Source organism: Streptomyces sp. NBC_01515, from assembly GCF_045040345.1.
Taxonomy (GTDB): Bacteria; Actinomycetota; Actinomycetes; order Streptomycetales; family Streptomycetaceae; genus Streptomyces.
In genome coordinates, this window is the sequence record NZ_CP109416.1 from 610395 (window position 1) to 624853 (window position 14459).

A 14459-nucleotide genomic window follows, 5' to 3' on the forward strand; every position below is an offset into this window, starting at 1 on the left:
GGCCGGGGCACGCTCGAATCGATCGGGTACAAGCCCTGGAGGTCTCACTCGGCCTTCAACTCCCCCAGCAGGACATCCAGGAGGGAACCGTCCGGGCCGAGCAGTGGGCAGCGGCGACGCGGGCCGGGGTTGGGGGGCCTGCGCCAGCGGTCAGGCTGTCACCGTCTCGACGTGGTGGATGAACTCGCCGATGCGGTCGGCGAGTTCGAGCCACAGTTCCTGCGGAAGGCCGTGGCCCATTCCCTCCACGATCAGCAGGTCGGCGCCCGGAACGGCGGCGGCCGTGGCGCGACCGCCGCTGACGTCGCACACGATGTCGTCGGCGCCGTGCACGACCAGTGTGGGCACGCGCAGCGACCTCAACCGCTCGGTGCGGTCGCCCGTGGCCACCACCGCGAGGCCCTGGCGCTGGATACCGAGGGCGTCGTAGCCCCGGTCGAAGACACGGCCGGCCCGCTCGGCCGCGGCGGTAGCGTCGAACGGGAAGCCCGGTGACGCGGCGAGCCGCAGGGCACGCACCTGCCACTCGACGAAGGCATCCCGGTCCTGCGGCGGTGCTCCCAGTTCGGCGAACACGGAGAAGTCGGCCTCACCGACGCCGGGCTCGCCGGTCGTGGACATCATCGAGGTGAGCGAGCGGGTCCGCTCCGGGTGCTCGATCGCGATCATCTGGGCGATCATCCCGCCCATCGAGGAGCCGACGAGATGTGCCCCGGTCAGGCCGAGCGCGTCGAGCAGGCCCACGGTGTCGGCCGCCAGGTCGGAGAGTGTGTAGGACGCCGTGGAGAGGTCGCCGGCCAGGGCCGCCGGGAAGTCCGGTACGGGTGCGTCGGGGAAGTGGGTCGAGCGGCCGGCGTCGCGGGTGTCGAACCGGATCACGTGCAGACCCCGGTCGACCAGCGCCCGGCAGAATCCCTCCGGCCAATTGATCATCTGGGCGCCCGCCCCCATGATCAGCAGGACCGGCGGTGCCTCGGGGTCACCGAAACGTTCGTGGGCGATCTCGATTCCGGACGGGCCGACGTTCCGTGCTGTCAGTTCTGGCATGGCCGAAACGGTAGCCATCGCACGGGTGCGAAAGATCGAACTGCGGTCTGACGTTTTTCGCTCCATCCCCGGGTTACGGTGGAAGCGGCCAGGAATTCGCTCGACACGCGGAAGTTCCTCGCCTCGCCTAGAGTGTTGTGGTCGACGTGCTCATTCCGGTCGCCTCTCGCCGCTGACCCTTTGCCGTCGCCGAATCTCCGTATGACGTACTCGAACAGTTCGATCATTTCGGGAGGAACACGCCATGCCCTTCGCCACCAGCTCGGACGGCACACAGATCTTCTACAAGGACTGGGGAGCGGGGCAGCCCGTCGTCTTCTCCCACGGCTGGCCGCTGACCGCCGACGCGTGGGATCCCCAGCTGAAGTTGATGGCCGACAACGGTTTCCGGGCCGTAGCGCACGACCGGCGTGGAGGCGGGCGTTCCGGTCAGCCCTGGGACGGCAACAACCTCGACACGTACGCCGACGATCTCGCGTCGGTCATCGAAGCCCTGGATCTCCGTGACGTGATCCTGGTCGGGCACTCGACCGGCGGCGGTGAGGTCACCCGCTACATCGGCCGGCACGGTTCCGGCCGGGTCGCCAAGGCCGTCCTGGTCGGGGCGATCCCGCCGCTCATGCTCAAGACGGACGCGAATCCGGAGGGGCTGCCGATCGAGGTCTTCGACGAGATCCGTAACGGTGTGGAGGCGGACCGTTCGCAGTTCTACAAGGATCTCAGTGCCCCGTTCTACGGCGCCAACCGGGACGACTCGACCGTCACCCAGGGAACCCGGGACGAGTTCTGGCTCTGGAGCATGACCGTGGGAATCAAGGGCGCTTATGACTGCGTCAAGGCATTCTCCGAGACCGACCTCACCGAAGACCTCAAGAAGATAGACGTCCCGACATTGATCGTGCACGGCGACGACGACCAGATCGTTCCCATCGTGGCCTCCGGCGACAAATCGTCGAAGCTCGTCAAGGACGCCATCTACAAGGTCTACCCGGGCGCCCCGCACGGCCTGGCGATGGTGCCGAAATTCGCCGAGCGATTCAACGCGGATCTCCTTGAGTTCGCCCGGAGTTGATCGCCGCGGTCCGGAGGCCGAGCCTGTCCGTCGGCGTTTGAGTCCGTGCGCGGCGGGGACCCGAACGGTTAGCTCCAGGACCGAACATTTCTGACGCAGAGAGAGAAGTTGAAGCGCTGTGACCGCGCGCACCGTCAAGAAGGAAGACCGGCATCTGCCGCCCGAGACCGGTTGGGCGAAGGCCCGCCGCCGTAGCGGGAAGGCCGTACGCACCTGCATCCCGCCCGTCGACGACAACAGCGTGACACCGCCTCCGCAGACACTCACCGAGGGCAACATCGTCAGAGGCGACGACTGACGAGCCGGAGGAACAGGGGCCGGGCAACGGGCCGGAGGCCGATGGCTTCCGGCCCGCGGCATGCCGAGGAAGTGAAGGCGGCGAGGGAAGCCGACTTCCGGGGTACCCGTAGGTCCGCACCGATCCGGGGCACCCGTAGGCCGCACCGGACGGACACCCCCACCGGAAGGACCCCGCCCATGTCCACCAAGGTCTCCGACCACCTCCTCCAGCGATTGCGCGAGTGGGACGTCACCCACGTCTTCGCCTACCCGGGCGACGGCATCAACGGACTCCTCGCCGCCTGGGGCCGCGCGGACGACAACCCCCGTTTCGTCCAGGCACGGCACGAGGAGATGGCCGCGTTCGAGGCCGTCGGCTACGCCAAGTTCTCCGGCAAGGTCGGTGTCTGCGTGGCCACTTCGGGGCCCGGCGCCATTCATCTCCTCAACGGCCTCTACGACGCGAAGCTCGACCACGTGCCCGTCGTCGCGATCGTCGGGCAGACCAACCGCAGTGCCATGGGCGGCAGTTACCAGCAGGAGGTCGATCTGCTGAGCCTCTACAAGGATGTCGCCTCCGACTTCTGCGAGATGGTCACCGTCCCGGAGCAGTTGCCGAACGTCCTCGACCGGGCGCTGCGCACCGCCATGGCGCGCCGCACGGTGACCGCCGTGATCATTCCGGCCGACGTCCAGGACCTCCCCTATGCCCCGCCCGAGCACGCCTTCAAGATGGTGCCGTCCAGTCCGGGCATGCCGCACTCCACGGTGGTACCGGACGACGACGATCTGCGGCGGGCCGCCGATGTCCTCAACTCCGGTGGAAAGACGGCCGTCTTGATCGGGCAGGGCGCTCGCGGTGCCCGTGCGGAGGTGATGGCGGTCGCCGACCGGCTCGGTGCCGGGGTGGCCAAGGCGCTGCTCGGCAAGGACGCGTTGGACGACGACCTGCCCTATGTCACGGGCGCGATCGGCCTGTTGGGCACACAGCCGTCGTACGAGATGATGCGCGAGTGCGACTCGCTGCTGGTGATCGGGTCGTCGTTCCCCTACTCGCAGTTCCTGCCGAAGTTCGGGAAGGCGCGGGGCGTGCAGATCGACATCGATCCGCACATGGTGGGGCTGCGCTATCCCTTCGAGGTGAATCTCGTCGGTGACGCCGCCGCGACGCTGCGCCGACTGCTGCCGTTGCTGGAGCAGATGGAGGATCCGGCGTGGCGGGTCAAGATCGAGGCCAATGTGGTCCGTTGGTGGGAGGTCTTGGAGCGGCGGGCCGCCGTCGAGGCCGATCCGGTCAACCCGGAGTACGTCGTGCACGCGCTCAATGGCCTGCTCCCGGACGATGTGATCCTGTCCGCCGACTCCGGCTCGGCCGCCAACTGGTATGCCCGGCACCTGAAGTTGAGCGGTGCGATGCGCGGCTCGCTGTCGGGGACGCTCGCCACGATGGGTGCGGGGGTGCCGTATGCCATCGGTGCGAAGTTCGCGCACGGTGACCGGCCGGCCATCGCGCTCGTCGGGGACGGGGCGATGCAGATGAACGGCATGGCCGAGCTGATCACCGTCGCCAAGTACTGGCAGGAATGGGCGGATCCGCGGCTGATCGTCGCCGTGCTCAACAACCGGGATCTGAATCAGGTGACGTGGGAGATGCGGGCCATGGAAGGCGCCCCGCAGTTCCTGCCCTCGCAGTCGATCCCGGATGTCGCCTACGCCGACTTCGCCCGCTCCCTGGGCCTGACCGGCATCCGGGTGGAGAAGCCGGACGAGGTGACCGGTGCCTGGGAGAGCGCGCTGGCCGCCGACCGGCCGTGCGTGCTGGACTTCGTGACCGATCCCGCCGTACCGCCGATCCCGCCGCACTCCACCCTGGAGCAGATCGAGGCCGCCGCGTCCTCCGTCCTCAAGGGCGACAGTGATCGCGCCGCCGTGCTCAGGCAGGGGTTCAAGGCCAAGATCCAGGATCTCCTGCCCGGCGGAGGGCACTCGGGCCAATCGTGACGTATCGCTCAGGGAGGGGATGTCTGACCTCGCCGGACCGGGGCACCCGTGACCAGGTAAGGAACCGCACGCCCTACCGAATGACCTGAGGTGAACCATGACCAGGGAGATCAAGGACCTGACCCCGAAGTACACCGTTCCCGGTATCGAGCGCGAGGCCGCGGGCCGGCTGATCGGTGTGCTGCGGCTGCGGCTCCACTCACTGAACGATCTCCACCTGACGTTGAAGCACGTGCACTGGAACGTCGTCGGGCCGCACTTCATCGCCGTGCACGAGATGATCGACCCGCAGGTCGACCGGGTGCGCGAGATGGCCGACGACGTGGCCGAGCGCATCGCCGCGCTCGGCGGGGTCGCGCCGGGCACCCCGGGCGCGCTGGTCGCCGAGCGCACCTGGGACGACTACTCCATCGGCCGGGCCGACGCCATCGCCCACCTCGGCGCGCTCGACCTCGTGTACACGGGGTTGATCGAGGACGTCCGGGCCGGGGTCAAGGAGGCGGGCGACATCGACCCCGCCACCGAGGACCTGCTGATCGGGCAGCTGCGCGACCTGGAGCAGTTCCAGTGGTTCGTGCGGGCGCACCTGGAGAGCTCGGGCGGCACGCTCGCCACCGGTGACGCGCACTCCGAGTCCGAGGCGGCGGCCAAGGGCGCCGAACTCGGCTGAGGACGAGGGCACCCCAGACACTTGCCGTTTGACAACTATGGCCATGAGGCAAGAAAGTAGCGGGTGTCGTCGCAGCAGGGGGAAGGATCTGGGATGTCCCGGTCGGCGGAGGCCACTCCGTGCACCGGGCGGCCCGGTCAGGCGGTGCGGCTGCCGGAAGAGTCCTCTTGGTCGTGTATCTGCGCCGCCGCCACCGCACAGAACGCCTCAAGGCCGGTGAGGAGCGCGCTGCGCCCGGCGGCCGGCATCTGTTCCAGCACCGCCCCGAGCGCCTCCTCGCGCCGGGCCCGCAGATCCGACAAGAAGGAACGCCCCAGGCTGCTGAGGTACAGGCGCACCTCGCGCCGGTCCGTGGGGCTCACCTCGCGGTCGACGAACCCGGCGGCCTGCAGTCGGTCGCACAGCCGGCTGGTCGACGGCGGGGTCGAGGCCAAGTGGTCGGCGAGGGTGCGCAGGTTGATGCCCTCATGGTGTTCCAGGATGAACAGGACCCGCAGCTGCGAGGCGGATGCGGGCGCCGTCGAGGCGCGCCCCCACAGGACTTCCAGCAGTTCCGCGGCCGTAGAGGTGACGCGCGCGACCTCGTCGGGTTCGGGGCGGGGGTGGAAGGACGTCACGGTCACACTCTCGCAGGCACAGGGACAGACCCCAGCCTACTAGGCACGCGCAACGGACACGGATGGACGAGACAACACGCGACGCCGGGGCCGTACGGCCCGCCGCAGAGCGGGCGACGCGTGCCTCGGGTGAGAGATTGGCATACCTACGATCGTGAACAGATTCATGGCTGTCGAGCGGGCGCTGCGCACGGCGGCTCCCCACGAACTGCCCGACGTCGTCGGGCAGTTGCTGGGTCGGCACTACGCGGCGGACTCCGTGGACCTGCTCATGGCCGACTACGGCCTGACCGTCCTGCAGCCCGTGACCGACCTGCCGCACACCCTGCCGCCGGTCTCCCTGCACAACACCCCGGCGGGCCGCGCCTTCGGCGCCCAGGAACCGTTCGTGGAGGGCAACCTCGGCGACGGCAGTGTGCGCGTGCATCTTCCGATCAGCGTCCGCGGGGACCGTCTCGGCGTGCTCTCGGTGACGCTGCCCGGCGGCGACCACGCGCGCGAGTGCCTGCCCGAACTGGCCGAGCTGGCCGAGGTGTTGGGGCACGAGGTGCTGGTCGCCGAGCGCGACACGGACCTGTATCTGCGGGCCCGGCGCAAGGACCGGCTCACGCTGGCGGCGGAGATGCAGTGGCAGCTGCTGCCCGGCCGCTCGTGCTCCCGTTCCGAGTTCGACCTGGGCGCGCAGCTGGAGCCCGCGTACGCCATCCACGGGGACAACTTCGACTGGTCCGCCACGGCCGACCACCTCACGCTCTACGTGTCGAACGGCATGGGCGAGGGCATAGAGGCATCGCTCCTGACGAACCTGGCGGTCAACGCCCTGCGCAACGCGCGCCGGGCCGGCATCCCCCTCGCCGACCAGGCGGCCCTCGCGGACCAGGCCGTGTACGCGCACTACCAGGGCCGTAGCCACATGTCCGTGTTGATGTTCGACTTCGACCTCACCACCGGGCGGGCGCGGGTGGTGGACGCCGGATCGCCGCAGACGCTGCGACTGCGCGACGGGGTGGTGGAGCGGATCGCCTTCGACGCGCAGTTGCCGCTGGGCATGTTCGAGGAGACCGACTACATCGAGCAGGACTTCCGGATCGAGCCCGGGGACCGGCTCCTGTTCGTCAGCGACGGGGTGTACGCCGTCGCCTCGCCCAAGGGTGAGGCGTACGGGGACGCGGCGCTGGCGCGGGCGATCCAGCACACCAGGCTGCTGCCCGCCGCCGAGGTGCCGAGGGCCGTGCTGCGCGAGCTGACCGGCCATCGCGGTACGCCGACTCCGGACGACGACGCCTTGGTGGTGTGCCTGGACTGGCGCGGGCGGTGACCGTCGTACCCCGCACCCACCGGCGTGACGCTAGTGTGAAGACACTGAGCCGGAAGGGTGAACGCCGTGAGCACCTCTGAGTCGCTCCCCTCTGTGGAGAGCGAGTTGCGGTCGGCCCCGCCCAACGCTCTGGTGGAGACGGCCCGCGGCCTGCTCGGTGACCGCGCCGGAGCCCGGGACGTCACCCTCCTCCTCGCCGACTACGGCCTGCGCGTGCTGCGTCCGGTCGCCCCGCTGCCGGGCACCGGCGAACCCCTCTCCGCCTACGACGGCCCGGCCGCACGGGCGTTCACCGTGCAGACGCCCGTCGTCGAACCGCCCGAGGACGGGACGGCGGCCGTGCACGTGCCCGTCACCGTGCGCGGCGACCGGCTGGGCGTCCTCTCCGCCCGGCTGCCCGCCGCCGGTGCCGACACCGCCGGGGTGCGCGCTCTCGCCGCGTTCGCGACCGCGCTGGGCCACGAGATCGCGACGGCGGAGCGCGACACCGACCTGTACCTGCTGGCCCGCCGTACGCGGCGGCTCACGCTGGCCGCCGAGATGCAGTGGCAGCTCCTGCCGGGGCGCGGCTGCGGGCGGCCGGAGTTCGTGATCGGCGCCCATCTGGAGCCCGCGTACACCGTCGGCGGCGACAACTTCGACTGGAGCACCGACGGCAGCCGGCTCACCGTGACGGTCACCGACGGCATGGGCCGCGGCATCGACGCCTCCCTGCTCACCAGCGTCACGGTCGGCGCCCTGCGCAACGCCCGCCGGGCCGGCGTGAGCCTCTCCGACCAGGCCCGCCTTGCCGACCAGGCCGTCTACGCCCAGTTCGGCGGCAAGGTGTACGCCTCGACCCTGCTGCTCCGCTTCGACCTCGCGACGGGCACCGTCCAGGCCGTCGACGCGGGCTCGCCCCGGCTCTACCGCCGCCGCGGCGACACGGTGAAGCAGATCGAACTGGAGGCACAACTCCCGCTCGGCATGTTCGAGGAGACGGCATACGAGGAGCAGATCTTCTCCGTACGGCCCGGTGACCGGCTGGTGGCGGTGAGCACCGGCGTCCACGGGGCCCGTTCGCCGGAGGGCACCCTGTTCGGCGAGGACGCCCTGCGCCGGGCGCTCGACGCGGCGCCGACACAGGCTCCGCAGGAGGTCGCGCGCTCGGTGGTGGCGAGCCTGGTCGAGCACTTCGGCAGTACCGACCTGACGGCCGACGCCGCCGTGGTCTGCCTGGACTGGAACGGGCGCGACCCCGCGACGCCGTGATCATCCGCCCTCGGCGCGCGCCCGGTCTCGTTGCGCCTCGACGAATGCCCGAAGGCCCTGCTCCAGGGCCCCGCGATCGTCCGGTTCCATGCCGCGTACGACCTCGGTCAGCGCCCGGGACCTGAGGTCGGCCACCTCGGCGAGCACTTCGCGGCCGTGGGTGGTGAGGCGCAGTTGTATTTCCCTGCGGTTGTGCGGTGCGGCCTCCCTGAGCAGCAGTCCGGCCGCCTCCAGCCGGTCGCACAGTCTGCTCACCGTGGGCAGGCCGGCGTCGAGCCGTTCCGCCAGCATGGTCAGGTTCGCACCCGGTGTGGCCTCCAGGGCGTGCAGGGCGCGCAGTTGATGCGGGGAGAGCCGTACGGACGCCTCCGCCGCCACCGTGGTCCAGAGTTCGGACAGGCCGTCCACGGCATCGGCGATCCGGCCCGCGACTGCGTCCGTGCCGTCCGCCTGCGCCGGTTTCCGGTCCGCCTCCCCGTGCGATGCCACGCGTTCGACACCTCAGGGAAGTCGGCAGTGTGGTGATTCGCCGCTCATGGGGTTGGCCTACCCGAGATTGCCACCCCCAAGCGGCCCGGTTTCCGGGAGCTTGGACGCCCGCTCAGTCGCGGTCGGGGTAGAGCACGCCCGAGATCCGCTGGTGCAGGTCGTGCTGGGGTCGGCCGGGTGCCGTGGGCGCGGCCTCGCGCACGGCCTGGGCAAGCGTGCGGAGTTTGACGTTGGCCTGCTGGGAGTGGCGGCGCAGGACGCGCATCGCGACGTCCGCGTCGATGCCGTAGAGCGCCATGAGCACACCGCGCGCGAGGTCGACGTCCTCCTGCGAGACGCGGGCACGCTCGATGTCGGAGTCGGCGGCACGCCGTGCCTCCTGCCGTACGGACTTCGTCACGTCGACGGCGAACCCGCGCACCACGACCACCTCGCCGTCGTCGCCGGTACGGCCGTCGCCCACGAGGACGACGCTGCGTTCCTCGTCCGGTGTGCCGACCACGCGGAGATAGCAGCTGAAGGGGAGGCCGGTGGCCCTGCCGTGTTCCAGGGCGCTGTCGAGGCCGGTGTGGTCCTCGCTGTGGACGTGGCCGCGCAGCAGCTTGGCGGTGGGCGTGACGGCGTCGGGCTCGTAGCCGAGCAGGCGGAACATCTCGTCCGACCACCACCAGGTGTCCTCCGGCAGCCGGTGCAGGAACACCCCGGTGATCTCGTCGGCTCGGTCGTCCTCCGACACCATGGCCCTCACCAACTCGACGCCCGGTTCATCACCTCGTACCAGTGACCCTAGTCCCTCAGCCGAAGCGGTGGGGCAGCCGGACGACCTGCACGAAGAAGTCGTCGATCTGCCGGACCGCGGAGATGAACTGGTCGAGGTCGACCGGCTTGGTGACATAGGCGTTGGCGTGCAGTTTGTAGCTGCGCAGGATGTCCTCCTCGGCCGACGACGTGGTCAGGACGACGACGGGGATGTGCGCCAGCTCCGGGTCGGACTTGATCTTCTCCAGGACCTGGCGGCCGTCGTACTTCGGCAGGTTGAGGTCGAGGAGGATGAGGTCGGGCTGCGGGGCGTCGGTGTGCTCGCCGCGCTTGTAGAGGAAGTCCAGGGCCTCCTCGCCGTCCCGGACGACGTGCAGGGTGTTGCCGATCTTGTTGTCCTCAAAGGCTTCCCGGGTCATCAGTTCGTCGCCGGGATCGTCCTCTACCAGAAGGACATCGATCGGGGTCGCGTCAGGGAGGGTCATGTCAGGGCCTTCTCGTCTGTGGAGGTGGAGGTGCCGGTCCCGTCGACGGGCTCGGCGGTCTCGGCGGCTTCGATGGCGTCGGTCGCGTCGGCGGACGGGAGGGTGAAGCAGAAGCGGGTGCCTTCGCCGACCCGGGACTCGATCCAGATCCGGCCGCCGTGGTGTTCGACGATCTTCTTGCAGAGGGCGAGTCCGATGCCGGTGCCGCCGTAGGCGTCGCGGCTGTGCAGCCGCTGGAAGATGACGAAGACCTTGTCGGTGAACTCCTCGGGGATGCCGATCCCGTTGTCGGCGACGCACACGCGCCACATGCCGGGGTTATCGGGGTCGGGGTCGCAGGTGACGGTCACGTGCGGGGCGCGGTCCGGGCGGCGGAACTTCAGGGCGTTGCCCACGAGGTTCTGCCAGAGCATCGTCAGCAGCGTCGGGTCGCCGACGGTCTCGGGCAGGGTCTCGGGCCGGTCGATCCGGGCCTCCGACTCCTCGACGGCCGCCGCGAGGTTCCGCAGGGCCTTGTCCAGCGTCTGGCCGAGGCCGACCCGCTCCCGGGTGTCGTCGAGACGTCCGACGCGGGAGAAGGTGAGCAGGTCGTTGATGAGGACCTGCATGCGTTTGGCGCCGTCGACGGCGAAGTCGATGTACTGCAGGCCGCGGTCGTCAAGCTTGTCGCCGTAGCGCTTCTCCAGGAGCTGGCAGAACGAGGCGACCTTGCGCAGCGGCTCCTGCAGATCGTGCGAGGCGACGTAGGCGAACTGCTCCAACTCGGCGTTGGACCGGCGCAGTTCGACCGCCTGCGCGTCCAGCTCCGCCGCCTGTCTGCTCAACGCCTCCTCCTGGTCGCGGGAGGCGTCGAGTTCGGCCACGATCCGTCTGCGCATGCCCTCCACGGCTCCGGCCACCGCGGTGAGGTCGGCCGGGCCGTCCCCGGTGATGCGGTGCGCGAAGTCACCGCCCGCGACCTGTTCCGACGCTTTGCTCAGCGCCTCAAGCGGCCGGGTCACCAGCAGTCGTACGAGTACGGCGAGGGCGACGCCGGTCAGCAGGAAGACGGCGACCATGCCGCTCAGGACGGTGTTGCGCACCGTCCGCTGGTGGGCGAGGTGGGCCCGGCCCTCCTTCACGGCTTTCGCGAGGTCGGCGTTCTGCTTCGCCCAGAGGGTGCGCAGGTGGTCGAACTCGTGCTTGCCGCTGTCCACGGTGGCCTGGTCGACGGCGTGCGGCCGGCCGGGGGTGACGGCGGCGGCGAGGGGCTCGGCGTAGTCCTGCCGCCAGGCCGCCGCCCCGCGCTCCACGGCCCGCAGATCGGCGAGCAGTTCGGGCCGGTCATGGAGTTGTGCGCGGAGCCGAGCGGCCGAGCGGGCCTCGTCCTGCTTGCCGCTCGTGTACGGGGTGAGGAACTGCTTGTCGGCGGCGATCGCGTAGCCGCGGATGCCGGTCTCCTGGTTGACCAGGGCGGCCTGCAGCCGGTACGCCTCGGTCTGGGAGGGCTGGACGCGCAGCAGGAGATCGTCGGTGACCCGGGCCGTCTGGCTCAGGAGGTTGGCGCCGATCGCGGTGCCGATCACCACCAGCAGCACCATGAGCGACAGCGCCAGGAAGAACCATCCCTGGACCGTCAGCCGGCGCCCGATCCCTGTTCCGCCCGCCATGTCCCTCACCGTTCGTCTCGTTTCGACACCCTCTCGTCCCACCTGCTCATTTCCGGCGCGGTGAATCACGTCCGGGGCAGGTGCTTCAAGTCCAGTGCAGGTGCATCACGGCCACGTCGTCCGCCAGGCCGCCCTGTGCCTCGGCCAGGCTCTCGGCGCAGGCGATGAGTTCGTCGACGAACGGCTCCGGTGCCAGCGCGGCGCGTTCGCGGGCGAGCCGTAGCAGCCCTTCCTCTCCCAGTCGCTCCGAGCCGCGCCCGACATGCCCTTCGAAGAGGCCGTCGGTGAACAGCACCACGGCGGCATCGGTCGGTACGGCCAGTTCCTCGACCGGCCAGTCCGCGTGGCCGGGGACCACGCCCAGTGCCGGGCCGCCGGGTACCTCGACCCACTCCACGCGACCGCCGTCCCGCATCAGCAGCCCGTGGTGTCCGGCCCGCACGACTTTGGCCGTCCGTTCGCCGGGTGCGGCGGCGAGGCTGACGAGGGTGGCGAAGACCTCGCTCCGGGCGCGCTCGGCGACGAGGAGTTCCTCCAGGCGGGCCACCTGCTCGGCGCCCGTGACACCGCTGAGGACCAGTGTGCGCCAGGCGATGCGCAGGGCCACACCGAGGGCGGCCTCGTCGGGACCGTGCCCGGAGACGTCACCGACCACCGCGTGGACCGTGCCGTCGACGCTCTGCACGATGTCGTAGAAGTCGCCGCCGAGCAGCGCCTGCGCGCGGCCGGGACGGTAGCGGGCCACCGCTTCGACGCCCTCGCCGCGCAGCAGGGGGCGGGGCAGCAGCCCCCGTTCCAGGCGGGCGTTCTCCTGGGCCTGCATGCGGCTGGCCTGGAGCGCGACGGCCGCCCGCTCGGCCTGCTTTCGCTGGATCGCGTAGCGCACGGCCCGGCCGAAGAGGCCCGGCTCCACCCGGCCCTTGACGAGGTAGTCCTGTGCGCCGGCGGCGACGGCGGCCAGTCCGGTCTCCTCCTCGGCGAGGCCGGTGAGGACCACGACAGCCGCCCGCTCGGCGCCGGCCCGGACCCGGGAGAGTGCCTCAAGTCCCTGGGCGTCCGGGAGGTGCAGGTCGAGCAGGACGCAGTCCGGCACGTCGGCCGCGAGCACCTCGGCGGCCTCGGCCATCGACCGCACCCACTGCAGACGTATCTTCAGCGCGCTGTCGGCGACCAGTTCCTCCACCAACAGCGCGTCGCCGGCGTCGTCCTCGACCAGCAGGACGGCGGGCTGCCAGGCCACCCAGGTCTCCGGGCCGACCTCTTCGCCACCCACCGACAGCAGGTCGTCGGCCCGCGGCTGTGGCACCACCATGGCCCTGCCCTCCCCACCGAACCGTCTCGCGTGACCATAGTTGCCGTCAGACAACAGTCGAGAGCATACCGGTACGTCGGGAGGTCCCGTACGCACTCGCTCCGACCGCCGGCGGAAGGGCCCAACAGGCCCTGCGTTCCGCGTTGTTGAGGGTACGACGGCCACCTGCTCGTCGGCGAGGAACCCCCTCCCTCACCGGCCTGTCACCGCATGTGCGCACCGGGCGACGAGGGGTCGTCCGGTGGTGCGCCGCGTCCACCCAATGGGCCGGTTGTTGTTTGAACCGGCCCCAGCCCGGTAGTCCGAAGAGGGCGGCAGGCTGCCCAACCGCTCCCGGGAGGGTTCGGCAGTGAGCCCGCCACCGGCCGCCCCGGGAGCACTCCCGCGGGGCGGCCGGCCTCCCCTTCCCGGCGCGGCTAGGCGGCGTCGGCCAGTACGCGTTCACGCACCGTGGCGCAGGAGGTGGTGATCAGCCGGGAGACGTGCATCTGGGAGACGCCGAGCTGCTCCGCGATGCAGCTCTGGGTCATGCCGCGGAAGAAACGGAGGTAGAGGATGACGCGCTCGCGTTCGGGGAGCGTCCGCAGGGCGGGCTTGACCGCCTCGCGGTCGACGACCAGGTCGAATCCGGCGTCCCACTCCCCCAGCAGGCCGACCAGCGTCATACCCGCGTCCTCCCCCGGCGTCTCGGCGTCCAGCGAGAGCGCGGTGAAGCTGTCCAGCGCCTCCAGACCGGCCTGCACGTCCTCCTCGCTCAGCTGCGCGTACTCGGCGATCTCGGCGACGCCCGGGCGCGCGTCCGGCCCCGTCGCGGCCAGGTCCCGCAGGGCGACGCGCACCTTGTTGCGGAGTTCCTGGACGCGCCGGGGCACGTGCAGGGCCCACATGTGGTCGCGGAAGTGGCGCTTGATCTCGCCGGTGACGGTCGGCACGGCGTAGCTCTCGAAGGCGTGGCCGCGGTCGGGGTCGTAGCCGTCGACGGCCTTGACGAGGCCGAGTGCCGCGACCTGGCGCAGATCCTCGTAGGGCTCGCCCTTTCCCCGATAGCGGCCGGCGATGCGTTCGGACATGGGGAGCCAGACCCGGACGAGTTCGTCGCGCAGGGCGACCCGTTCGGGTCCGGCGGGCAGGTGCGAGAGGCGATTGAAGGCGGCGGCCGTGCGGGGGGCGTCGTCGTGCGGATGGCGCTTCCGGGTGACGGTGACTGTGTCCATGGCGGTGCTCACAACTCCCTCAAGGGGTTGTCGAAGGACGGTCCCCATGGGAGCGGGCACGCACTGAGCAGGCGGAACACACCCGCGATCCGGCATACGCCGGCTCCCACGGACGTGCCTCCTGTCCGAAGCACTCACCCTGCGCCTTCCCCCGCGCGGCACCCTGAAACAAATGTACGAAGGCGATGACTCCCGGCCGCCAAAACGTGACGAAAGGTGACCAACCGGGTGGGCGGGTGAGCGTCCGCCGGGACGAGGAGATGAAGCACGAACCCCTGGAGGCGGTCCGGCCGGAA

The 14459-nt window shown here is 70.4% G+C and carries 14 protein-coding genes; 6 read left to right on the plus strand and 8 right to left on the minus strand.

The genetic code is table 11. The features are described 5' to 3' along the window. Positions 1 to 150: 150 nt before the first annotated feature. Positions 151 to 1047, minus strand: coding sequence for an alpha/beta fold hydrolase (locus tag OG407_RS02385; RefSeq protein ID WP_405854499.1), 897 nt, complete (start codon positions 1045 to 1047; stop codon positions 151 to 153). A 244-nt stretch (positions 1048 to 1291) separates the two neighbouring features. Here OG407_RS02385 and OG407_RS02390 point away from each other — a divergent pair, with 244 nt between their 5' ends. The 4 genes from OG407_RS02390 to OG407_RS02405 all read left to right on the plus strand — a co-directional run bounded on the left by OG407_RS02390 (position 1292) and on the right by OG407_RS02405 (position 5069). Continuing rightward, positions 1292 to 2119, plus strand: a complete 828-nt coding sequence (locus OG407_RS02390) for an alpha/beta fold hydrolase (RefSeq protein WP_405854501.1) — start codon at positions 1292 to 1294, stop codon at positions 2117 to 2119. 118 nt (positions 2120 to 2237) lie between these two features. Further along, complete coding sequence (locus tag OG407_RS02395) at positions 2238 to 2417, plus strand: hypothetical protein (protein ID WP_405854503.1); 180 nt, start codon at positions 2238 to 2240, stop codon at positions 2415 to 2417. A gap of 179 nt (positions 2418 to 2596) precedes the next feature. Continuing rightward, positions 2597 to 4399, plus strand: a complete 1803-nt coding sequence (locus OG407_RS02400) for a thiamine pyrophosphate-requiring protein (protein WP_405854504.1) — start codon at positions 2597 to 2599, stop codon at positions 4397 to 4399. 97 nt (positions 4400 to 4496) lie between these two features. Further along, the gene (locus tag OG407_RS02405) at positions 4497 to 5069 is read left to right on the plus strand and encodes a Dps family protein (protein WP_405854506.1); all 573 of its coding nucleotides are present in this window, start codon (positions 4497 to 4499) and stop codon (positions 5067 to 5069) included. Positions 5070 to 5206: 137 nt separating this feature from the next. On the opposite strand, the gene OG407_RS02410 is transcribed toward OG407_RS02405, so the two are convergent. Further along, entirely contained in the window at positions 5207 to 5692 is a 486-nt protein-coding gene (locus OG407_RS02410) for a MarR family transcriptional regulator (protein WP_403597492.1), read from the minus strand. 160 nt (positions 5693 to 5852) lie between these two features. Between OG407_RS02410 and OG407_RS02415 the strand changes: the two genes are divergently transcribed. Continuing rightward, the gene (locus OG407_RS02415) at positions 5853 to 7004 is read left to right on the plus strand and encodes a PP2C family protein-serine/threonine phosphatase (protein WP_405854508.1); all 1152 of its coding nucleotides are present in this window, start codon (positions 5853 to 5855) and stop codon (positions 7002 to 7004) included. A gap of 57 nt (positions 7005 to 7061) precedes the next feature. After that, positions 7062 to 8255 carry a PP2C family protein-serine/threonine phosphatase gene (locus OG407_RS02420; protein WP_405854510.1) on the plus strand — a complete coding sequence of 398 codons (1194 nt, stop codon included), beginning with the start codon at positions 7062 to 7064 and terminating at the stop codon, positions 8253 to 8255. Here OG407_RS02420 and OG407_RS02425 read toward each other — a convergent pair whose 3' ends face one another. The 6 genes from OG407_RS02425 to OG407_RS02450 all read right to left on the minus strand — a co-directional run bounded on the left by OG407_RS02425 (position 8256) and on the right by OG407_RS02450 (position 14163). Then, positions 8256 to 8744 carry a MarR family winged helix-turn-helix transcriptional regulator gene (locus tag OG407_RS02425; protein WP_405854512.1) on the minus strand — a complete coding sequence of 163 codons (489 nt, stop codon included), beginning with the start codon at positions 8742 to 8744 and terminating at the stop codon, positions 8256 to 8258. It abuts the gene before it with no gap. 112 nt (positions 8745 to 8856) lie between these two features. Next, positions 8857 to 9483, minus strand: coding sequence for an ANTAR domain-containing protein (locus OG407_RS02430; protein ID WP_405854514.1), 627 nt, complete (start codon positions 9481 to 9483; stop codon positions 8857 to 8859). A 55-nt stretch (positions 9484 to 9538) separates the two neighbouring features. Further along, a complete protein-coding gene (locus OG407_RS02435; RefSeq protein ID WP_405854516.1) occupies positions 9539 to 9988 on the minus strand; it encodes a response regulator in 450 nt (149 codons plus the stop codon). After that, entirely contained in the window at positions 9985 to 11637 is a 1653-nt protein-coding gene (locus OG407_RS02440) for an ATP-binding protein (protein WP_405854518.1), read from the minus strand. Before OG407_RS02440 ends, OG407_RS02435 begins: the two co-directional genes overlap by 4 nt. A gap of 85 nt (positions 11638 to 11722) precedes the next feature. Next, a complete protein-coding gene (locus OG407_RS02445) occupies positions 11723 to 12949 on the minus strand; it encodes a PP2C family protein-serine/threonine phosphatase (protein WP_405854520.1) in 1227 nt (408 codons plus the stop codon). A 416-nt stretch (positions 12950 to 13365) separates the two neighbouring features. Further along, on the minus strand, positions 13366 to 14163 hold the full coding sequence (locus OG407_RS02450) for a SigB/SigF/SigG family RNA polymerase sigma factor (protein WP_405854522.1): 798 nt from the start codon (positions 14161 to 14163) through the stop codon (positions 13366 to 13368). Positions 14164 to 14459 lie beyond the last annotated feature (296 nt).